The organism is Paenibacillus sp. FSL H3-0457, assembly GCF_037981725.1.
In the GTDB taxonomy this organism is placed as follows: Bacteria; Bacillota; Bacilli; order Paenibacillales; family Paenibacillaceae; genus Paenibacillus; species Paenibacillus amylolyticus.
This window is the reverse complement of sequence record NZ_CP150283.1, coordinates 3,453,563-3,476,638: the sequence shown is the minus strand read 5'-3', so window position 1 is coordinate 3,476,638 and position 23,076 is coordinate 3,453,563. Positions and strand designations below refer to the sequence as shown.

17 protein-coding genes and 1 pseudogene are annotated in these 23,076 nt (G+C 41.2%); 7 read left to right on the top strand and 11 right to left on the bottom strand.

The window, feature by feature from the left end; genetic code table 11:
* Window positions 1–48: 48 nt before the first annotated feature.
* Complete coding sequence (locus MHH25_RS15440) at window positions 49–492, top strand: MarR family transcriptional regulator (protein ID WP_076253214.1); 444 nt, start codon at window positions 49–51, stop codon at window positions 490–492.
* Window positions 493–724: 232 nt separating this feature from the next.
* On the top strand, window positions 725–1,690 hold the full coding sequence (locus MHH25_RS15435; RefSeq protein WP_036615679.1) for a LacI family DNA-binding transcriptional regulator: 966 nt from the start codon (window positions 725–727) through the stop codon (window positions 1,688–1,690).
* 150 nt (window positions 1,691–1,840) lie between these two features.
* Here the strand turns inward: MHH25_RS15435 and MHH25_RS15430 are convergent, their stop codons facing one another.
* Window positions 1,841–3,163, bottom strand: coding sequence for a 6-phospho-beta-glucosidase (locus MHH25_RS15430; RefSeq protein WP_340020414.1), 1,323 nt, complete (start codon window positions 3,161–3,163; stop codon window positions 1,841–1,843).
* 272 nt (window positions 3,164–3,435) lie between these two features.
* On the opposite strand from MHH25_RS15430, the gene MHH25_RS15425 reads away from it, so the two are divergent.
* Entirely contained in the window at window positions 3,436–4,278 is an 843-nt protein-coding gene (locus MHH25_RS15425; protein WP_036671246.1) for a PRD domain-containing protein, read from the top strand.
* A 227-nt stretch (window positions 4,279–4,505) separates the two neighbouring features.
* Window positions 4,506–6,389 carry a beta-glucoside-specific PTS transporter subunit IIABC gene (locus MHH25_RS15420; protein WP_340020413.1) on the top strand — a complete coding sequence of 628 codons (1,884 nt, stop codon included), beginning with the start codon at window positions 4,506–4,508 and terminating at the stop codon, window positions 6,387–6,389.
* A 386-nt stretch (window positions 6,390–6,775) separates the two neighbouring features.
* Here the strand turns inward: MHH25_RS15420 and MHH25_RS15415 are convergent, their stop codons facing one another.
* The 3 genes from MHH25_RS15415 to MHH25_RS15405 all read right to left on the bottom strand — a co-directional run bounded on the left by MHH25_RS15415 (window position 6,776) and on the right by MHH25_RS15405 (window position 10,215).
* Window positions 6,776–7,627 (bottom strand): arginase family protein, encoded by an 852-nt coding sequence (locus MHH25_RS15415; RefSeq protein WP_036616104.1) that lies wholly within the window; start codon window positions 7,625–7,627, stop codon window positions 6,776–6,778.
* Between the two features lie 170 nt (window positions 7,628–7,797).
* Window positions 7,798–8,685, bottom strand: a complete 888-nt coding sequence (locus MHH25_RS15410) for an arginase family protein (RefSeq protein ID WP_036671243.1) — start codon at window positions 8,683–8,685, stop codon at window positions 7,798–7,800.
* Between the two features lie 432 nt (window positions 8,686–9,117).
* The gene (locus MHH25_RS15405; protein ID WP_340020412.1) at window positions 9,118–10,215 is read right to left on the bottom strand and encodes an NADH:flavin oxidoreductase; all 1,098 of its coding nucleotides are present in this window, start codon (window positions 10,213–10,215) and stop codon (window positions 9,118–9,120) included.
* Window positions 10,216–10,353: 138 nt separating this feature from the next.
* Between MHH25_RS15405 and MHH25_RS15400 the strand changes: the two genes are divergently transcribed.
* Complete coding sequence (locus MHH25_RS15400) at window positions 10,354–11,211, top strand: LysR family transcriptional regulator (RefSeq protein WP_036615694.1); 858 nt, start codon at window positions 10,354–10,356, stop codon at window positions 11,209–11,211.
* A 1,231-nt stretch (window positions 11,212–12,442) separates the two neighbouring features.
* On the opposite strand, the gene MHH25_RS15395 is transcribed toward MHH25_RS15400, so the two are convergent.
* The 3 genes from MHH25_RS15395 to MHH25_RS15385 form a co-directional block, all read right to left on the bottom strand.
* Entirely contained in the window at window positions 12,443–13,681 is a 1,239-nt protein-coding gene (locus MHH25_RS15395) for a DUF418 domain-containing protein (RefSeq protein ID WP_340020411.1), read from the bottom strand.
* Between the two features lie 170 nt (window positions 13,682–13,851).
* Window positions 13,852–14,592, bottom strand: a complete 741-nt coding sequence (gene map / locus MHH25_RS15390; protein ID WP_036615705.1) for a type I methionyl aminopeptidase — start codon at window positions 14,590–14,592, stop codon at window positions 13,852–13,854.
* 146 nt (window positions 14,593–14,738) lie between these two features.
* A complete protein-coding gene (locus MHH25_RS15385; protein WP_339199807.1) occupies window positions 14,739–16,046 on the bottom strand; it encodes an AraC family transcriptional regulator in 1,308 nt (435 codons plus the stop codon).
* A 173-nt stretch (window positions 16,047–16,219) separates the two neighbouring features.
* On the opposite strand from MHH25_RS15385, the gene MHH25_RS15380 reads away from it, so the two are divergent.
* Complete coding sequence (locus tag MHH25_RS15380) at window positions 16,220–16,849, top strand: GNAT family N-acetyltransferase (RefSeq protein WP_340020410.1); 630 nt, start codon at window positions 16,220–16,222, stop codon at window positions 16,847–16,849.
* A 349-nt stretch (window positions 16,850–17,198) separates the two neighbouring features.
* Here MHH25_RS15380 and MHH25_RS15375 read toward each other — a convergent pair whose 3' ends face one another.
* Window positions 17,199–17,729, bottom strand: a complete 531-nt coding sequence (locus MHH25_RS15375) for a VOC family protein (RefSeq protein ID WP_076253099.1) — start codon at window positions 17,727–17,729, stop codon at window positions 17,199–17,201.
* An 85-nt stretch (window positions 17,730–17,814) separates the two neighbouring features.
* Entirely contained in the window at window positions 17,815–18,777 is a 963-nt protein-coding gene (locus MHH25_RS15370) for a WYL domain-containing protein (RefSeq protein WP_076253098.1), read from the bottom strand.
* Between the two features lie 131 nt (window positions 18,778–18,908).
* Here MHH25_RS15370 and MHH25_RS15365 point away from each other — a divergent pair, with 131 nt between their 5' ends.
* Window positions 18,909–20,033: a GerAB/ArcD/ProY family transporter gene (locus tag MHH25_RS15365; protein ID WP_076253097.1), complete on the top strand. Its 1,125-nt coding sequence runs from the start codon at window positions 18,909–18,911 to the stop codon at window positions 20,031–20,033.
* Window positions 20,034–20,117: 84 nt separating this feature from the next.
* Here MHH25_RS15365 and MHH25_RS15360 read toward each other — a convergent pair whose 3' ends face one another.
* Window positions 20,118–21,386, bottom strand: coding sequence for a cytosine deaminase (locus tag MHH25_RS15360; RefSeq protein WP_076253096.1), 1,269 nt, complete (start codon window positions 21,384–21,386; stop codon window positions 20,118–20,120).
* Window positions 21,355–22,633 (bottom strand): annotated as a pseudogene (codB, locus tag MHH25_RS15355) (cytosine permease). The gene MHH25_RS15360 and the pseudogene codB overlap by 32 nt, the downstream one beginning before the upstream one ends.
* Between the last annotated feature and the right edge of the window lie 443 nt (window positions 22,634–23,076).

The following is a 23,076-nucleotide window of genomic DNA, read 5'->3' as shown; positions in this document are numbered from 1 at the left end:
AAATTTAGCACATTGAAGTTGACGCGTCAACCATGTTATTATGCTCCTATGGATAAAAATGAACTTAACGAAGAAGAAATGCGAATATGGCATATGTGGAAAGGTTCCTTTCAAACCATCTTCGGTCGTATCGTCAAAGATATGGCCGATCACTCAGGATTGTCAGAGGGTGATTTTGGAGTATTGGACCGATTAGTCCTTTTTGGGGATGGTAGCCTTCGCCAACAGGAATTAGCCGACTCTATGGACTGGGATAAAAGTCGATTATCTCATCATCTGAAGCGTATGGAAAAACGTGGACTCGTGATGAAGAAACCATTAGACAACGATCGTGGAGTACAAGTCAGTATCACTTCTTCTGGAAAATCAATGTTAGATGATGCCCGTCCCTACCTCTCCAAGGCAATACGCAAACATTTTTTTGAACAATTAACCGAACAAGATATCGAGTTGATTACTAAACTGGCGGAAAGGACAAACTCAAGCTCTTAGCGTCTTATCTAGCCGCCGTCTCGATCACGTTTGTTAAAGGCGAGCTTCTAACAAACGTGGTTTTGGTTTGTCAACCAACGTAGAAGGTATATGAAAAATACGTGTCACTTTGTGAGGATTTAAGTTTTTGTTCTCAACATCTAACATGCCATTACCTGGTCACAAATCGAGATGATGGCCTCTACCTTGTAAACAATTAAAATCGTGCTATCCTTATGATGAGGTGGATCAGATGGCAAATATTCAAGAGATTGCACGTCTTGCAGGCGTTTCTACAGCAACCGTTTCAAGGGTAATTAATCGACATCCTTATGTAAGCGATTTAACAAGAGAAAAAGTCTTGAACATCATTGAGCAATTGGATTATGTCCCTAATTCGAATGCAAAGTCCTTAAAAAATGGAGCGACAAAAGTCATCGGTGTTATGGGTGTTACTTACAATCCCCTTTTGATGTCACTTGTCCGTTCATTCCACATGATATCCCAAAAATACGGATTCAACATTATGCTTTTTATGACAGACGGAGATCGTGATAAGGAGCTTGTAGCGCTTGAAATGTTACGCAGTAAACAGGTGGATGCCCTTCTTTGTCTGGTACGGACGATTGAGTGGGATATCATCGAATCCTATACGAAATATGGGCCAATTGTAACATGGCAGCGTCTTACCAGCGACACCATACCGTCCGTATTTATGGACCAATATCAAGGTTATACGCTGGGTCTCGAATATCTGTATGCCAGAGGTTATCGTAAAATTTTGAACGTGTATTCGTCCAAAGGACAGAATACCTTGGAGCGAATAAGAGCTTATGAGGATTTTGTACAGAAGCATGGGTTGAAGAACACTGGCTTTCCGCAATTTCATAATAAAGTCACCATTCATGATGGTGAGGAAATAGCGCGATGGTGGATAGAACAAACGGACAAGCCGGATGCCATTTCCTGTTCGACTGATGAGGTAGCAGCAGGTATTTTAACGGAGATTCAACGCTCGGGGTTTTCGGTTCCGGATGATGTGGGAATCATGGGATTTGATAATACAGACAGCGCTCACCTGCTGGATCTGACAACGATCCATTACCCCGTGGATAAACAAGCAGAGAATGCCTTTAATATTATTATGAATATGCTGGAAAATTCGGCATCCAATCTTCATCCTCTTCAGTTTAGACTGATTGAACGAAAATCTACATAAAACAACATCCATCCTTGTAAACGAAGAAAAGAGCCCATTTGAGATCATGAGTTCTTTTCTCTTCCATCCCGTTAAACTTCATGAACGAACAACATTCAGGCCTGTCCCTATATGAGGGACAGGCCTGAATGACTTCAATCTCTAAATAAATTATTTGTGAAATTGCGGAAGATGTTCTTTATGCGCTTCCAACATTTCATCTAAAACTACCTTAGCAATGTCACCGCTGGTAACGAGCGGATTAAGTGTGAATGCTTGTAGAGCGGTTGCATAATCTCCTGTGACCGCTGCTTCGATCGTCAGTTCCTCCATTGCCTTCATCACCTGCAATAGCCCTTTTTGGGCGGACGGGAATGCGCCAAAGTGAACAGGCTCTGCACCATGGGCTGTAATGATACTTGTAACTTCGATGGCACTGTTATATGGTAGATCGCTAATTGCTCCGCGGTTCTGTGTGTTGACTACCATATGCGTTCCCTTGTTGTTATATACGGAATTAATAACTTCACAAGCTGCGTCGCTGTAATAAGCACCTCCGCGTTTTTCCAATTCCTTAGGCTTGTAATTCAGGTTAGGATCTTTATAAAGTTCAAACAAACTTTCCTCCAGGCGTTTCACAACCTGCCCACGAGTTCCTTCGCCATTGACCGCTTCTACTTCCTCTTCAAGCATGCTGTCGGTCATGTAATAGTACCGGTGATAAGGACAAGGCAGCATACCCAGTTGGAGAATTTGCTCATACAAGAAACGCATACTTTTTATATTTTCTACCATTTTTTCTGGCTCGGCATCAGGACCGTAGAGCTTTTCGATGGCCTGTTTAGTTAGCTCTTTACCATCTCGGTCATGAATTTTGTGCCAGTGAAGGTGATTAATACCGGCAAATTTGAAGAACAGTTCCTCTTCATTTTTTTCCAGAACAGCAGCTTCATTCTTGGAGGAAATAATCGGAACATTGCACAAACCAATGACCTTCTCCCATTTACCATATTGGAGCACAGCTTCCGTTACCATTCCCGCAGGGTTCGTGAAATTGATTAACCAAGCATCTGGGCAAAGTTCCTTCATGTCCTCAACAATTCCAAGAACGACCGGAATGGTACGGAATGCTTTGAACATCCCACCTGCTCCGTTGGTTTCCTGACCAATCATCCCATGGCTAATCGGAATCGTTTCGTCCTTAATACGAGCTTCCAAAAGGCCGACCCGGAATTGGGTGGTGACAAAATCGGCATCGGCCAACGCTTCTCTTCGATTAAGCGTCAAGTGAATATCACAGTCGATTCCCGCCGCTTTTACCATCCGTTTAGCCATAGCTCCTACAATTTCAAGTTTCTCTCTTCCTGCTTCAATATCTACAAGCCACAATTCACGTATTGGAAGTTCATGATGCCGTTTGATAAAACCTTCGATCAATTCTGGGGTGTAACTCGATCCGCCGCCAATCGTCACAATTTTTAATCCCTTTTTCATTTTGAAGTCCTCCTTGTTCTATTGTGTTCTCAATTTGGACTCTATCTTGTGTAATGCATTACATGTCAAGAACTTTTTTAGTGGAATTAAATGGGATTGATTTGTAACTTGAAACCGCTTTATCACTTGTGCTATAGTTACCTCAAATAAGGATTGTGACCGTTGATTCGGGCAATACCTAAGAAAGTTTGAATGCCGTTAACCAATTGGCGGCGTTTGAACTATCTTAGGTTTTTTTTATGCATATTGCAGAAAACAAGGAGCCGATGCACATGATTATTGAAAAAGTATTAAACAATAACCTTCTGCTGACCCGCAATACAAAGGGGAAGGAAGTCATCGTTATGGGTAAAGGCATCTCCTTCCAAAAAAGTGCAGGTGATGAGGTCGATGAACACAAGATCGATAAAATCTTCCATTTAGCCGAGCATGCATTTGCTGTAAAAATGGCTGAACTGATACATGAATTACCCGCCGTTCATTTCGAAGTTGTGAACGAGATCGTAAAACACGCCAACCATGTACTTGGTACTGAACTCAGCGACAATATTTATCTGTCGTTAACCGACCATATTAGTTTTGCCATCCAACGTAAGAACAAAGGTATGGAGATTAAAAATGCCATGCTGTTCGAAATTAAACGTTTCTATAAAACGGAATTCAGTATCGGATTGGATGCTCTGCAGTTAATCAGCGACATGATTGGGGTTTCGCTCGGGGAAGATGAGGCTGGGTTTATCGCCTTACATGTCGTCAATGCCCGACTTGACGGCACTGAAATGAAATTGACGATAAAGATGACTGAAATTGTCAACGAGATTTTGAAAATCGTCACGTACCATTACGGCACCGTTCTTGATGAATCGAGCTTAAATTATTCGCGTTTCTTAACACACCTTCAATATTTCGCCATGCGCTTATTGCGCCACGAGATTCACCAAAGCGGCGAAGATTTTTTATATCAGCAGGTGAAAAAGACTTATGTCAGAGCCTTTTCTTGCACTTGCAAGATCAACGAGTACTTAGAAAAAACGTATGTACAGTCCTTAAACAAAGATGAATTCGTTTACTTAACCATTCATATCCAGCGGCTTACTGAACGAAGCACTTTATAGCCCTATTTCTTTCAAGCTAAAACTTCATATACAACACATTAGGATAAAGGATTGTGACTGGTAAAGCAGGCAAAACCTGGACTGATGGCAAAATGATTTTTCTTTTTATTTTGCCACGAGTTCAGGTTTTGCTGCTTTTTGGAAGTGAAACGATGTAAGCCGGCACATCAGGAACGAACAGCTCACAACCTGAGATCAATTACCCATCATGAAGGAGGCAATATGCTATGAGTAATAAAGACAAAGAACTGTCCATACGTGTTATTGAACTTGTTGGAGGTGAATCTAATGTGAATGATGTATATCACTGTGCAACCAGGCTTAGATTCACACTGAAAGATCATACAAAAGCGAATGAACAGGCGTTGAAAAATACAGCTGGAGTCATCACCGTTGTGAAAAGCGGCGGTCAATTTCAAGTCGTCATCGGCAACAACGTGTCCAAAGTTTATGAAGGAATCATGGAGCACACCAACCTTCAAGATGGCGGCAGCAAAACGGATACTAAAGAGAATGCAGAAAAAACAGGAATATTCGGAAAAACCGTAGATCTTATTTCCAGTGTTTTTTCCCCGCTGCTCAGTGCGCTAGCTGGAGCTGGATTGCTCAAAGGTCTGGTTGTTTTGTCTGTGGCGCTCGGCTGGCTAGATGACACCTCAGGAACTTATCTAATTTTAAACGCGGCATCAAGCAGTGTATTCACCTTTTTGCCCATATTTTTGGCAGTTACTGCCGCAAGGAAATTCAAAGCTAATATGAACGTATCCTTGGCTATTGCAGGAGCCCTGGTCTTTCCGACCATTTCCGCTGCGTTTAATAGCGGTCAAACTTATGATTTCTTAGGCATCCCCATTGTGCTTGTGATGTACACTTCCACCGTGTTTCCAATCCTTCTGGCGGTGTGGGTTCAATCTCATATAGAAAAATGGTTCAACTCGATTATTCACCAGTCTATCCGCAATATTCTTGTGCCGATGCTGTCGCTTCTAATTGTCGTCCCGCTTACCATTCTTGCTTTTGGACCGATCGGCAACAGTGTTAGTCAGGGGTTAGCTAGCGGTTTTACCTCACTCATGCAATTCAGCCCAATGTTGGCAGGAGCAGTCACTGGTGGTTTCTGGCAGGTCATTGTTATCTTTGGACTCCACTGGGCTTTTCTTCCAATTACACTTAATAATCTGGCGACAATAGGCTATGATTTAATGCGCCCGATGTTGACCGCAGCCGTGCTGGCTCAAGCCGGTGCTTTGCTCGCCGTTATGCTGAAAACCCGCAATTCACAGCTTAAAACCCTTTCCGGATCTGCTACGATTACTGCGATTTTCGGAATTACGGAACCAGGCATTTACGGAGTTACTTTACGATTGAAAAAACCGTTCATTTACGCATGTATTTCCGCAGCGATCGGGGGCGCAATTATCGGAGTCGGGGGTGGTCGGGCAGTCGCTTACTCACTTCCCAGCCTGCTCGCTTTTCCTACTTACGTGACAACGGGGTTCGCCTCGGTTGTGATCGGTGTTTCCGTATCTTTTGTCCTGGCTTTTCTACTCACGTTGCTGCTTGGATTCAAGGATCTTGAGGCTACTGTTGAGGAGCCGCAGATTGAAACTTCTGGACAGGAAAAACAAGCGATTGAGCCAAGTGAATCTCGGTTAAACAAGGAAATCATTGTGAGTCCGCTTAAAGGCAGTGTTCAGCTACTTGAAGATTTGCCCGATCCCGCCTTCTCTTCAGGTGCCATGGGACAGGGGCTTGTCATTGAACCCACTGATGGAATTTTGGTATCGCCAATCAATGGTGTCGTAACCACCGTATTCCCTACCGGTCATGCGCTCGGTCTGACCACGGACAGTGGCATGGAGCTTCTGATCCATATTGGAGTGAATACGGTAAAGCTAAAAGGACAATTTTTTGAGAAAAAAGTTAAAGAGGGCGATCGGGTTTCTTGCGGGCAACTGCTTGTAGAGTTTGACGCGGAGCAAATCCGGACAGCGGGTTACATCACTGCCACCTCAGTCATCGTTACCAACTCTGCCAACTACTTGGACGTGTTAAAAACTACCGAACAGGAAGTGAAGCAAGGCGATTATCTAATGTCGGCGGTAGTCTAACGATTGGAGATGGATTACCTGTCGGTAATCGAACTATTTTCGGGTTATATAACTGTCTACTAAATCACTTATTCCGTATGATCCAAAGAAGCCACTCCGGCAAAGGAGTGGTTTTTCTCTGGATAGCACTTTCCGTTTATTTATCAGCTACAATTGTAAATTCCCATGGAAGTTTTCGGTTTGCCAATCACGATGTCGGATGAAACTCTTGGACCAGTAGGCATCTCTGACTCCACGCTTAACTAGATAATACCAAACGCCTTGTTTCATGAAGACGAAGCAGTTTTGTTGTGATTTTTACATTTCTAATCTATATGAGCGATTAGCTAAAATTGCTCAAGTATATATAATCATCAGTACATCTACCAATTTTCAAAAACTCTCTTTTAGTTTTTTAGAATTGGCATATCCTTAAGTAAATTTTTTAAGTTTATAGCATCCCATGGAAGATGTTCTGTGATACCTAGTCCAACAACCGTAGTTAACAAGCTAACTTCTTGTATTAAAGTTATCAGCTCTGTAAGTTGCATCGTACCCATACGAGTATGAATTTTGTCAGACAGCGGCTTAGCAAATGACAATGACCTGAAAATCTTCGGATCAAGTACATCCAAATCCAAATGAATTACTACGTATTTGATTTGATTTTCTGAAATCCAGTCCAATATTGGTTTATTATTATCCTTTAATTCGGCGCTAGTTGCTGAACTAATAGATAACCTAGAAATAAGTTCCGATTCATGTTCAGTTGTTTGAACAAGTCCCGCTAACATAACGTTCTTCGGTAAGAAAGGCTTTTTAACCTTTTGAGAAAATTCTGGCGCTCCCTCACCTAACAGATTTCCTAATATATGAGCATGCCCGTTGGGCGTCACCTCTGGGGTTGCCACGTCAGGATGTGCATCGATCCATAATAGTCCAACTTCACTATTATAACGCTCATTTAAATAGGCGAATGGCGCTTGTTCAACCAAACAATCCCCGCCAAACATAACAATTCGATCGGGTTTATAAGCTTCAATTAGATGAGTTGCTGCATCCAGTTGATTCAACAATTGGTTCTTACCTACGATTCCTCCTAAAATACCTTCCTCTGTGTGGAGAGTCATATCTTCACTGTAGGATACAGGTACTTTAACTGTCGTATGATTATTGTTTTCTGGAGCTAACCATGCTAGGAGCTCAGCTCCAAGAATATAACTTGGTTTGTTTCCTCCCTGCCACTGGGGCATTAGCATGCGTAACGTTTTAACAGTTTTATTATCAGTCACTTGTTTGTTCTCCTATCTAATACAGATGTAGTTCTTATGAATGCTACTAAGGAGACTAACTATATGAAGAAAGTGCTTCTGTTCCTTAATATCGATGGTCCCTTTCATTAAGCGCATACTTTTGAAGCATTAGCATCTTAATCGTTAAGGATAGGCATTTTCTGAAGTAGTTGTTTTAAGTTTATTGCATCCCATGGAAGATGTTCGGTTATCCCGAGACCAACTACATCAGTGACATCACTAACTTCATTGATCAATTTTGCTACCTCAAAAAGTTGCATTTTGCCCATAGGAAAATCAATCTCTAAGTCTGATAACGGATTTGCAAAGAGCAATGATCTGAAAATTTTCGGGTCAAGAACGTCCAGATCCAAATGAATCACCAAATATTTAATCCTATTCGTTTCGATCCAATCCAGCACAGTTTTGCTACTTTCTTTTAATTGAGAACTGGACGCTGATTTAATTGATAATCTTGAAATTAGTTCCGATTCTTGGCCAGTCGGTTGATCTATTCCCGCGATCATTACGTTCTCTGGACGAAAAGGCTTATCTACTTTAGCAGCGAATTCAGGAGCTCCCTCACCTAATAGATTACCCAATACATAAGTATGACCATTGTAGTATTCTTTTGGTGTTGTTATATCAGGATGCGCATCAATCCAAAGTAATCCCAACTCACCACTGTAACGTTCGTTTAAATAAGCGAATGGGGCTTGCTCCACTAAACAGTCTCCCCCAAACATGACAATTCGGTCTGGTTGATATGCTTTGATTAAATGATTTGCCGCATCAAGTTGATTTAATAATTGCTCTTTTCCCACAATATCACCTATAATACCTTCCTCTTTTTCCAAGGGGGTATCATCGCTCATTGAAACAGGTACTTTAACGGTTATATGCTTGTTATTCTCTGGAGCGAGCCATTCAAGAAGCTCAGCTCCAAAGGAGTAATTAGGATTATCTCCCCCTTGCCATTGAGGCATTAACATACGCAACGTTGTCGAATTTTCTTTGCTTTTCATGATCTTTTCTCCTTTACATCGAGGTACAATTTAGTATACATGAGTCACATATTATGAATAGTACGCACTTTTATGATAGGTACTTTCCAAAAAGATAGTGTGTAACTTATAGATGAATTCCACAGGCGGTATCAAAGATTCAGGCATCTTTCGTTGTTATCTGAATAAGAACGTTAAAATCACTTTGAAATGGATATTTCCCAATATTAATTAGTATATAATTGCAACCCACTAATTGAATGTCTGTTTTCTACCTTAATTGCCACAGGTCATCCGTTTAAAACGACCTATGGCAATACTATTATTGCTCAATAAGTTCTGAAAGCCATTTATTTGGTGTCAAGAATGCATACCACTGATTGAGAGCTCTACACAGATAGTATGACATCCTCAGTTTGAAATAATTGAGTAAAATACTTTTGTCTGTTCCCATTAAAGGATTTCAAAATTTTTGATCGTTGCATCTGGTCGCAGTATCTTATCCTCTCTCATCTCAGCTAGTAGCTTACCTTCTTTAACTTTAGTAACCCAATCGTGGTTAGCTAGAGCTCCCTTTCCTAATGTCACGAGATCAGCCTTATCATCAGTGATGATTTCAGATGCTTTTAATGGATCTTCAAGTTGACCGTTGGCAATGACAATTTTACCTGAAAATCTTTTAGCTAGTTGTACCAATGAAGGCCCGTTCTCTTCGAAAGCAGGCTTCCATGCCTTATATTCAGTCACATGAATGTAATCAAGCCCGGTTTGCCCTAATCCACCGAAAATGACTTTAGCATCTGCTTCACCTCCACCCCATTTATGGATATAGTCATTGACTTTGGCTTGAGAAATTCGAATACCTACTGTAAAATTCGGTCCAACGGCTTTACGGACTGCAGATGAAACTTCAATTAAAAGCCGTACCCGATTTTCGGTCGAACCGCCATACTCATCTGATCGTTCATTAGTGTAGTCGGTCAAGAATTGATCAAGCAAGTAACCATTGGCTCCATGAATTTCAACACCATCAAACCCTACTGCTTTTGCCCGGATTGCTGATTCCACAAATCCCTGAATCACTTGTTCGATATCTTGCTTTGTTGCAGCTATCGGAGTAGGAAATTTATCAACTCCACCATAGAACGCCAAAGGATCTCCTTTAGGTTGCACTTCTGAAGGAGCTAGGTTATGGGAACTGAAGCGATTTCCTTGAGAAAGTGCTCCTGCATGCTCAAGCTGAACTATAATTGCAGCATCCGCTTCATGTACAGTATCCACGACTTTTTTCCAAGCAATAGCTTGTTCTTCATTTATCAAGCCAGGTTGGTTAAAGTAACATTGACTGTACAATTGATCTGTGTATGTTCCTTCTGTAATGACAAATCCAAAACCTCCACGAGCAAAAGACGCATAATATTCAGCCATCTGCTCCGTGGCAAGACCTTCCGGAGTAGCACTCGTACGAGTCATTGGAGCTACTCCTACACGATTTTTTAGAAAGTTATAACCAACGTTGACAGGTTCAAACAATTTATTTTTTGGTACCAAGTTAACCATCCACCTTTAACAATTATGTTTATATATCTTTCAGAATATGAACATTATAAAATGAATGAAATGAACAGTAAAATTGATGTTATTGAATCTTTAGTTCATTAAAAATGAACTCACTTTAGGAGGGTATCTATGGAACTCCGCCATTTGATTACATTAAAAACTATTGTTGAAAAAGGAGGATTTAAGAAAGCAGCTGAACATCTCGGTTATGCTCAATCTTCTGTCACGACACATATTAAAGAATTGGAGGAAGAGTTCGGTAAGCCTATTTTTGATCGCTTAGGTAAACAAGTTGTGCTCACACAATACGGACATCAATTTCTGCCGTATGCTCATAAAATTATTGAGTTGTATACGCAAGCACTTACTTCAAATGATGAGCCCTCGGGAAATTTGACACTAGGTATTTCGGAATCCTTAATGATCTGTCGCATCCCTTCTTTATTGGTTGAGTATGGTGAGAAATATCCGCAAGTTAACCTTTCGCTCAAATCACTTGACTACCAAGATGTCTCTCAAGCTGTTCAAAATGGTGAGATTGACCTTCTTGTTGCCTTAGAAAAAGAGGGATGGGGGGCTCCCGAACTACACTGCGAACGTTTGGTGAGAGAAAAAATGGTCCTTATTAGTCCCCCTCATGAGAAAAACCATGCAAAAGGAACTGTGTTATATACGGAACGTAGCTGCAGTTACAAATCTGTATTCAAGGATTACATCAATTATAAAAAAGTCGATGTTATGAACAGTATAGAGTTCCAAAGTATCGAAGCGATTAAGCAATGTGTGAAAAACGGACTAGGCATTTCGATGGTTCCTTACTTTTCTGTCAAAGAAGAATTAAAATCCAAAAAATTTCAAGGCGAAGAAGTTGGGTCTGACCGCCCTACAATATCCACATATTTGGCATATCACAAAGATAAGTGGATTTCACCTGCAATGAAACAGATGATTAATCTAATTCAAAAACACGCAGCTAATTGGGAATAGCTCACTTTTGAATAAAAAGAAAGTCAGCTATTAAATATAATAGCTGGCTTATTATTATGTGCATAATAGAAACTCCTTACTCAAAAAATCTTGGGATATCTACTAAAAATAAGTGTTTCATCTTTCACATTTTTGTTAAATATCAACGACGATAGAACATTTATTAGCGCTGGGGCTCAAATCCTCAGGTAAATGTATCAACTTATCTAATAGGAACAAATATACAAATCATAAAATCATCCAAGGCATATTCAAGAAAGTGGTCAACCACGCTTCAATCTAATCCGAAATGACACAATGTTCTTGTCCCTCGACATCAACTCATAGTATATGGTATCGACCGAACCATTAAAGGTTACGATGACATCAGGTCTCGCATCCATAATCTTTTCCAGATTCGCTTAGTCACTACCCAAGTCAATAATCTGGGCAGGACAGGCGTAAGGCTGTAATGTAGCAAACTCCTTCATTGCTTCCACCCCACTAGTGGATGCGAATGGAGACCTATTCAAAGCAAAAATTATCTAATCGATCATTGTAATAAGTTCTTTCCCCTCAACCTTTTAGATAGGCAATTACATGAATAAACAAAAAAAGCCGCTGCTTTAGCGACTTTGAATGATATTATAAAACCAACGATTTAAACTCTTGAATACCTAATCTCCAGCAGAGTATCCTATGAAAAATATTTCCCTGAGTGCAGATCTTCTATTTCTTGAGAAAGTCTTTTAGTATGTAACTTCATAATTCTCCAACCTCCATACTTACACATACTCACTGTTCTTTTCGTTTAAAAAACATCTTGCCAACCATAAGTCCCATAGCCGATGAACAGATCAGATACCCAAAGAACAAGAAAAGTAAATAAATAACATGAAGATCTGCAGGAATCTGTTTCAAACCTTCAAACCAAGCAAAACGAAAAGGATAAAAGATGACTACCCAAATGATCAGCAAGAAAAGAAGAAAATTAATTATTTTTAGCACAATAATGATCCTTTCAAGCTTGAGTGGAAACAGTTGAATGTATATGCTTCATCTTTCATTTCGCATTAACTTACCACTGCCCGCACTATATTAGTTAGCTTATGTATTAGGGTTGATATGTTGAATCTATAAATAATTACTAATTATAACAGGAAACATTAGGAAGATGATCGTTACGGCATAAAGAAGCCCTTTCTTTTGGTGGAACGAGCTTCTTTTTGCGTTTCACGATAACACTTTATGCTTACTGGACACCAGGCGCGTTTTCATTCGTAGTTAAATTTGATCTTTTCTTCTTTCTTGGCTGCCCTTTCCAGGACAGATAAGTCCAAATCCGTAGGATATACTCGACAGGTCCATTGCTAAATTTCTTAAGATATAGCGGACTGAGCCACAATTGAATGCCGTAGACTGCAAATGCAATAATTGCTCCGATAAACACGCCAGCACTTCCAAACAGTCCCAGGCCATATCCATAGAAAATTGTTGTACAGATTACGCTCTGCATCAGATAATTCGTCAACGAGAGACGGCCGACCGCCTCGAACCTGCCCATCAGGCTGAAACGGCGGTTTCCAGCATACAACAGCGCGAATGCGTATATGTATCCGAGTGCAAGCAACGCTCCTCCAAGCGTCCCCCCGATTCCGATTCCGAGCCAACCTTCCGCACCCAATTGTGGCGCCAATACACCATATGCTTTGAGTATCAGACCTACCGGAATCAATAATGATGCCCGGCGAAGATATATAGCTCGCATCGTTTGGGGATCGCTAAACGTGCCTATTCTGGCAGCGTGCATGCCGAGCAGGAACATCGGCACCGTCATGAGTGGTGCTAACATCAGGGCTATCAGGGCAAATGACAGCTCCAAATCCCCGCCGAATGGATCGCCGTTATTACTGAAATTCCTGATTTCCGCGTATGTGCCGTTGCCGTATACATCCTGACTTTGAATGATGTAGTTCTCCATATGAATGGACTCAATCGCCAGCGGGTTCATCGGATTAGATGCCGGGAGACCAAGTATGCCCGCTCCCATGAGTAGCAGTACCGCCCATATGAGCAGCGTTTTGGGCTTCCGATTAAGGAACATGAGCAAGAAGAAACCGAGTACACCATAAAATGTAAGGATATCCCCTTCCCACAGATAGATGATGTGCAGTAATCCGATTCCAAACAGTAGTAGAAAACGGCGTGCCAGATGACACTTTGGTCGTAAATCTCGTGATTTTAGGCTTTCCGAGAGCTTAACCATTCCAAAGCCAAACATAAATGCAAAAATCGGCATAAAACTTCCCACCACAGTGATCAGCAGGAATGAGAGGAAAGCCTGATCTGCTCCGCCAATCCCGAACAGTTGGGGTTTGCTCTGGCCATACATTCCATATTGGAAAGCCAGCATATTCGCCAGCACAATGCCGACCAAACTGAATCCACGCAGTCCATCAATGACTTGAACGCGCTTTTTTGATGTGCTCAATCAATCACCTCTGTCTATAACATAAAGATCAGATCTAAATATACGTTAAATCCTTCCATAATTTCAACATAAATTAATAAGCGAACGTTTATATTTTGATTTACTTTGACGTACCAATAAAACAAAAACAAAAAAAGTCGCTAAATTTAGCGACTTTCAGTTTGAACACCTTAAAGAGTGACAATAATCGGACCATTTTTAGTAAGAATAATGGTATGTTCTATTTGAGCTACATAGCTGTTTTTAGTAACAAAGGTCCAGCCATCTCCAGTTTGGACTACTTCTTCTTCTGAAGTTGAAATAAATGGCTCGAATGCGATAACCATACCTTCTTTTAACAATTCATCATCCGATGGATCATTATAATTATAGATGTGGTCAGGTGCTTCGTGTATTCCACGTCCAACACCATGTCCTGTAAGGTTTTTGATAACCGTTAATTCATGCTGTCTAGCAGTTTGGAATACGGCTTTCCCGATTCCGCTTTTTTTGGAGCCTGGTTTTGCTTTTTTTAGACCTGCTTCAAATGCCAATTTAACAACGTCGCATATTTTCGTTAACACTTCTGCACCTTCGCCTACGACAAACGAGAGTCCCGTATCTGCAAAATAACTGTTCTTGGAGCCCGACACATCAATATTGACGATGTCCCCTTCTTGAATAACCCGATCTCCCGGAATACCATGTGCCACTTCTTCATTAACACTAATACAAGTAAATCCCGGGAAATTATATTCACTTTTTGGAGCAGAAACTGCGCCAGCTTTCTCAAAAAGCTCTCCTGCCAAATCATCAAGTTCTTTAGTCGTTATGCCTGGGATGGTTCTTTGAACCAATTCATCTCGAATAGAAGCTACAATTTTGCCAATTTCCTTCAAGCCATTAAAATCTTCTTCTGTTCTTGCGATCATTTTTTCTTACCTCACTATCTTTTATCATTAATTGATTACATAAGTGTTATCTTTGATTGCACATTAGATAATCATATCCAAAGCAGCAAAGCTTCGCAACTTTTTTATCAACATTATGAGTGTGGTTATTCTCTTGTACCTTCGTATTATTGAAGTTCAATTCTCCATCCCTTCATATATTCTGCGCCATAAGTGAGCGTATAGTTTTGAAGTAGTCCTTGTATGGTGGTTATCTGTTCTAGAATAGAGTTACTACTAGTCCTGACGATAAATACAGGCAAGATATCGTTTTCCCTGAATTGGTTGAGCAGCCATGTCAAAACTTGAAAATCGTCACGGTTTGCATTATCCAAAGTTTCTTCAAATCGAAAAATGTTGTTGGGGCTTACGTTATTTTCCTGAAGGATCTTCTTAAGATACGCATGTGAATCACCTTTTACTAATTCAGATAGCTTGATCAAATATGGAGAAGTTGAATTTTGTTCATCATGTCCAAATATATCGATGTGAATCCATTTATTTAGTTCGCTGTTTATCGTCTCAGGAATTTCAAATAATCTACGATGTCTTGCAAAAACTAATGCTGGATCGATGATTTCCCTACAGTGATCTTTCATCTCCTGTTTCTTTTTATGTTGTTCACGAAATGCTTTCGGTCCTTCCGGGAAAATCTTATTAAATCGTTGATAAAAATATCTGGGTGAAGAAAAACCACTCTCAATTGATATTTCTACCAGACTTCGATCTGTCGTCAATAATTGTTTGATTGCGTGCTCAATGCGCAAGTAATGAAGCAAGTTTTGCAGCGTATCTCCTATTAATAACTTGAATTGTGATGATAAATAATCCAAATTCAAATATTCCTCTGTGTGCTTGGCGATATCATTCAAAGATGCCTTGTTAATAAACCCCCTATTATTGAATAAGTAATCATATATTCTTCCTATTCGTTGCAGCTTGGTTGGGTTCCCTTCGAACATTCTTTTCGCATCAAAATTCATAATAAGCAGGTCCAATAACTGTTCGACTGTATTCTTTAACGTGAAAAATGGCATCTCACTCTTAGTTACAATTGGAGTTATTAACATGCATATGGCCTCAATGATTCCTTCTGCTCGTTCTAAACCTAGATATGCTCCAGGGCTAAATTCATGCGCAAACCAGACATAGGATAAATCAGGGTAATATTCCTTTGCAAATGCAGCATCGATATTTATTTGGAGGACGACATTGTTTTCATCGGTCTGCCATAGACGGTGAACTTGATTGATATTGAAAATTTCTATTGTACCAGCACCTAATGTTTTTTTCTCATCTGCAATGGCAACATGAATGCTACCTTCCAATATAATCACCACTTCAATGGAATTATGCCATCGGAACGGTTCATCTTTGAAATTTAGAAACTGTACGTTCATGGGAGAACTGTCGGTGAAATAACCCCTACCACTCATCTTGTGATCTCCTCCTTCCACTCCAATCCAACGAGTCGCAAGCAACATACAAAGGAAATCTAAGAAATGAACCCACAACTCAAAGAAATGTGAATTGTCCACGCTTCTGCATTTTAGGAAAATAAATGATAGAACATCAACAAAATCTTAAATGAAGGATTGGGGAGATATGAATGAACCAAATTCAAATCACACAGCAACTTAATGCACAACAACAAGAACAAGTTGCTCATTTATTTTACGAAGCTTTTCCATTGAAAGTAACACATCGTTGGTTTTATGCAAAAACGAAAAAACAAGCAGTAGAACTATTAGCTCAGTCTATTCAATTTGAACAGGGCATTTACGCATTAAGAAATGAAGAAGTAGTTGGATTTCTCGGTTACAATTTAGGAAAAAAAGCGTTCACACCTGCCAATTATGCAGCTTTTCGGAACGTGTACTCCCCAGTGGTAGCGACTTGGCGATTTTTATTTTATGCGTTTTATTTGAAATTTCATTTGTATCACGAACATGTATTGCATATTGACCCTATTGCCGTATCTGAAGAAGCACGTGGTCATGGCATAGGTAAATTGCTATTAAGTAAGTTGGAGCAAGTCGCAAGAAATAAGCAAATTACTATAATCAATCTAGAGGTCGTCGATACGAATCCTTCAGCACAAAAATTATATGAGCGGTTCGGTTATATGCTTAAAAAAGAACTGAAATCGGGCCCGTTCACTGCGAAGGCAGGCTTCAAAAAAGTGATATTTATGCAAAAATGCTTATCGAGCACCCATTCATCAATAAAATCAGAATAAAGGAGGCCAAGCGGATCTTGTGTCCACGTTAATAACAGCAACCGTTTCTTTAAACGCTCTGATGACAACATACCGATTTCTTGCTCAACAGGCTTACCATCTTTGAATAAAATGGTTGCAGGAATGCTCATAATCTGAAAACGTGACGGGATTTCCACATTGTCATCCAAGTTAACTTTAACATCTTCCGTGTTTTCCTTAGCTTAAACATGTTCCCTCCTTTCATTAGTGTGATGGAAACATGGGAATGGATTATAAGAAGCTTAATGAGGATACTTCGACCGATACAGACGAATAGGATTACGGACAGTAGAAAACGAGCGCATCCATGTTTAGGATGCGCTCCGAACTAGCTGTTCATGGAAAAATCGCTTTTGGCCCACTCAGCGACTCTTCGACTACTTTCTTCTTCCGATAGATCTTCAATCCGAGTCAGAATAGACCACCGTACGCCAAAAGGGTCTAGTATACTTCCGAATCGATCACCAGACGCAAAGTTAATAATTTCTTCTCTTACTTTCGCCCCTCTGGATACGGCGGTTGCAATGGTTTCATCCACATTAATGACATAAATCCCTAAAGAATAACATGCATGATCTTGATCTGGGGGCAAAGCCAATTGATATGCCGAGTTTGCAGCCCCCAGCTGTAAAAAACCATTTCCAAAATCTAATTCGGCATGAACAATAATCTTATTACGATTTCCATCTGGATGCTCAGTGATATCTTTCACCCTTGCATTGAAAACAACTTTGTAGAACTCTATTGCTTCAGAAGGGTCTTTCACTGTTATAAATGGGGTAATCGATGTAACGCCGTTAGGTGTACCCTTCTTTGTATATTTTCCTGAAACTGCCTTGTGTTTTGTCTGTTCACTCATATGTCTACTCCGCCTTCCTTCTCAGTAATCCGAGATTGTCATCATTATAAAACAACTTCACTGACATCTACTGTCAGTGAAGCTGTTAAAGTTGATAGTATTCTATTAACTCGGATACAACAGCAACAAGTCTGTCCTTCACACGCAGTGGTTCGATGACTTGAATGGACTTCCCATAGGATAGGAGAAAATAGGGGACGTATGTATCAATTGATTTTTCATCAAATAAAAAGATGGCTTGATTAGAAGTCCGCTCTTTCAGATAATGTCCCATAAACCAATGCAGCCCCAAGTCATCCAATGCCTCTGATCGGCCTTCGATAACCAAGGAGATTAACCCCTCTTTGCCCCCTACATCAGGTAATAAATTTTGCAGAAAAAATTCACGGGCTGAAAAGGCTTCCGAACGATTAAAGCGGAGCGGAGTATGCTTGATTCGCAGAATACGATCTGCTCGAAAACTGCGGAATTCATTCCTCAAGTGGCAAAACGCAATGGTATACCATTTATTATTCCAGTAAACCATTCCATACGGGTCTATTACTCTATTCTTGGGTTGTTCATCGCGGCTTCTGCGATAATCAATTTCGACAGAGCAATCATTAGCCACGGCTTGCTCCAATTCCGCCAAGATCGGCTGAACGGATGGATCTCCCATGCGATTGATAACGTTAAACCCGGCTAAATGACGGCGAAGTGTGTTTTCCTGATCCTGATTTGTATACATTTTCAATTTGGATGTTGCATTGTCCAATGCCTCACTCAAAGGATATCCAGCTTCTTTTGCAAACACAGCAGCTTGGAGAAGTGCCTTTTTTTCATCGATATCAAATAACAGAGGTGCTTTGATATGCTGATTCAGCAAGCTATACCCGCCGTTGTGACCTGTATCGGAAATGATCGGTACTCCACTGGCACATAATGCATCAATATATCGATATACGGTTCTTATATTGATTTCTAACTTTTCGGACATCTGTTTTGCAGTTACTTTGGTGCCTGAATTCAGCATCCATAGAATGGCTAACATATTATCGTTCTTTGGCATAACCTGCATCCTCATCTTCAATTCATTATTGGATATCTCTACATTATATCAGTCCAACTTATTTTACATAAAACAACTGCGTTGGGCGATACTACCTAGAAATATATTCTCCGGTTTGGAGCGAAGGCCAAATGAAGCAATCCACATCTAATATTAATACCTCCGAGGTCATTATTGTAGTTATCAATTCAATACTCGGAGCTGGAATTCTAACACTCCCTCGCACAATTAGTAAAGCAGTAGGGACACCAGATGTTTGGATTTCTGTCATTTTATCAGGATTAATTGTAACCACAATCAGCATCCTCCTTGTAACGTTGTGTCGTAGATTCCCCGGTAAAACGGTATTCGAATTTATACCCGAAATCACAGGTCAGTGGATTGCTTATCTATTGGGACTTTTAATTATCGTGTATTTTGTTGTTCTTTGTTCATTCGAAGTTAGAGTCATGGCCGAAATTACAAGTATGTACATCCTTGAGCGCACGCCTACTTGGGTCACCATTATGGTCAGTTTGTGGATTGGTATTTATATGTTAACGGGTGGTCTTAAGGTCATCATCCGGGTCTTTTCAATCGTGTTGCCCGTTACGCTTGTGTTGTTAGCCCTGGTTTTCCTTTTAAGCAGCAAGATGTTTGAAATTAATAACCTCAGACCACTCCTGGGCGATGGATTCATGCCTGTGTTGAAAGGGCTTAAACCTTCGTGTCTCTCCTATTCTGGATATGAAGTTTTACTCATCATCACAGCTTACATGGTAGACGTGAAAGCAAGCTATAAAGCTGCTATATACAGCATACTTAGTTGTACGATCATATATTTGGTCACGATTGTTACCGTTGTAGGAAACTTATCTTTGCCAGGAATTCAAACACGAATGTGGCCAACGTTCGACATGGTTCGAAGTTTTGAAATTGAGGGGTTTCTTTTTGAGCGATATGAATCGCTTTTCATTGTGTTTTGGCTGATGCAGATCTTTGCAACCTATGCTTTTAAACACTATTTTGCGGCAATCGGGATCCGAGATTTGTTTCGTCTCAAAAATATTACGAGCATACAATTCGCGATGTTGCCAGTCTTATATGTAATTGCTTACTTGCCCAAAAACCTGGAGGAAACATTAGCTTTGGGTGATTTTCTTGGCAATATGTCCATTTTTTTGTTTGGCTTGTTACCCCTGCTACTGCTGATCATTAGTTTTGTTCGTAAAAAAGGCGGGAAGCAGGCTTCTAGTGAAGCACTTAAGGCAAGCTGAATGTTTGGTTCTTATTGTATGTAGACAGTAAAAAAGAAAAAAAGCCGCTAAAATAGCGACTTTAATGGGAGTATATTTTCTTCATTATTTATTAAAAGTAACCTTTTCTGTACCGCCTTCAAAAATGATGGACGTGTCCCGCGGCTTCGATTCCGCAATTTTACGGCCGCCTCTGTAGGAATAAAGTACGCCGGCTTGTTTGCGAACAGCCTCATATTCGTTCTCTGCTTCAAGTACGATGAAGTTAGCAGGTTTACCTTCTTCAATACCGTATACATCCTCAATGTGTAACGTTCTTGCGCTGTTTTTCGTAATGAGGTCGATCGAATTCACGATCTGGTCGTAACCAAGCAACTGTGAAGCATGAATCCCCATGTGCAGTACTTGCAGCATGTTGCCTGTACCGAGCGGATACCAAGGATCGAAGATGTCATCGTGACCAAAGCACACATTCAGACCTGCTTCCTGCAACTCTTTGACACGCGTCAGCCCTCTTCTTTTTGGATACGTGTCGAAGCGTCCTTGCAGGTGAATATTAACCAACGGATTGGAGACAAAGTTCAGATCAGCCATCTTCAGCAAACGGAACAATTTGTACGTATAAGCGTCATTATATGACCCCATTGCTGTCGTGTGGCTTGCCGTTGTTCGTGAACCCAGTCCACGCTCGTAAGCCTCCTTGGCAACGACTTCAACAAAACGGGATTGCTCGTCATCGATTTCATCGCAATGGATATCGATCAGACGGTCGTATTTTTCGGCCAGATCAAACGCAACTTTCATTGAATCAACGCCGTATTCCCGTGTGAATTCGAAGTGTGGAATGCCGCCGACCACGTCAACGCCCATTTTCAGTGACTCTTCCAGCAATTCTGCCCCGTTTGGATAAGAGTGAATGCCTTCCTGTGGGAAAGCAACAAGCTGAATGTCCATATATGGAGCCATTTCTTCTTTTACTTCAAGCATCGCTTTAACAGCAATCAAGCTTGGATCGGTAACGTCCACATGGGTCCGTACATGCTGGATACCTTGTGCCAATTGCCATTTCAGTGCCGTTTTGGAACGTGTTTTGACATCTTCATGTGTCAAGAAAGCCTTGCGCTCTGACCAGCGTTGGATGCCTTCGAACAGCGTTCCGCTTAGATTCCATTCCGGCTCGCCTGCAGTGAGCGTTGTATCGAGATGAATATGCGGCTCAATAAACGGTGGCAGCACAAGCGATCCGTTAACATCCAGGATCTCTTCATTCTCGGTCACTTCCAGCGATTGTGTAATTCGTTCAAACTTTCCGTCTTTCACAACGATATTCCATAGTCCTTCTTTACCCCGCAATTTTGCGTTCTGTATAATCATTTATTTTCCCCATTTCTTTGGTTTCTTTCGCAGGAACAATCAGCATCAAGACGATATAGGCCACTGCTGTACCAAGCAGTGCGTTCAATGGTGTTACGCCAGGAGCCAGTTGAGCGAATGCAACGCCGATGGCCCAAGCCACCATCGCTACCCAGTTTACATTTTTGAATGACATGTCGGCAAATGGCTTATAGTTTCTACGTTTCACAATGAAGTAATCTGCGATAATAATAGCCCCGATCGATGGTACCGCAGCGCCCAGTACGTTTAGGAAGCTGACGAAGTTGTTGTACATCCACATGGCGAATACGGTACCCACGATACCGTTTACGACGACGAAGAATTTCTTTGAGATTTTGGTGATGTTCGCAAAACCAAGACCCGAAGCGTACAGTGCATTATCATTGGTCGTCCAGATATTCAGGCCCAGAACGATAATTGCCGGGATGATCAATCCTTGCAGGAACATGACCTCCGAGATATCAGCCAGGTTATAAGCCATCGCACCAACTGCACCGAACAGAAACATGAGTGAGTTACCCAGGAAGAATGCAATCACTGTTGCGGTAACTGCCTGTTTCGATGTTCGGGAAAACCGGGCAAAATCGGGTGTCAGCGTTCCGCCGCTTATGAATGATCCAATACAGATCGTTAATGCCGCCGCCGCGGTAAGCGACTGTGTTGGCGTGTATTCTAGCAACCCTTGCAGACCTCCCAGCGAACCTGCACCTTCGAACATGGAGTAACCACCGAGAATCGCAATCGCAGGAACCGCGATATATCCGAGAATGACGAGTGACTTCATACCAAAGATAGCTGATGCTGTCATGGCAAGTCCGAACACGATAATCAACAGGTACACGTTCCAGTCCATGGCTTTGGCGACTGGAATCGCGAACATGGCTACGCCTACTCCGAACCATCCGACCTGTGTGAAGCCTAGCAGGAATGAAGGCAGATACGACCCTTTCGCACCGAACGCATATTTAGCGAGCAAATGTGTCGACAGGCCCGTTTTGGCAGCGATATGTGCCAGTGCCCCTGTGTAGATACCGAGCACCAGATTACCCGCAAGCACGATGCCAATGAACTCCATGAACGTCAAGCTTACTCCCAACGTGCCTCCTTGCCAGCATGCTTGCTGAGAAAAATGTGAAACCGAGCATGACGGATAACGTCTTCCAAAAGTGGTTTCTTTGCGATTTCGGCACAGCTTGCCATGAAAACTCTTGATCTTGTTTGCTCATCAGAATACCCCCAACGTAAAGTGTATCTGATACCAAAAAAAGCAGAAAAAAGAGGCTACTCGTCAAGTTATACACTGACAAGTAGCCTCTTTTTGCATCATAATCCGCGCGAAGACACAGAGCATCCCATGACGGGATAAGCCCTGATTCTCGCGTGATTATGAAATCCGCTGCCCTTGCCAGCCTCTCTGGACTGAATTAAAGGTACCAGTATTCAATTACATACTATTATTTTGGAAAAACCTGCAGTTGTCAATGTCATTATTATCCATAGGTTATTAATTCCTTATACAGCAAGCTGTTTTTGATCACGCATACTCCGATGACAACACACCTGCGGATTGAAAACAAAGCAACGAACAAATAGATGCACGCATTGACATTTGTACAAATAAATTCACTGCGTTTTTTTCATTGTAAGCCGCTGAAAAGGCACCTATAAT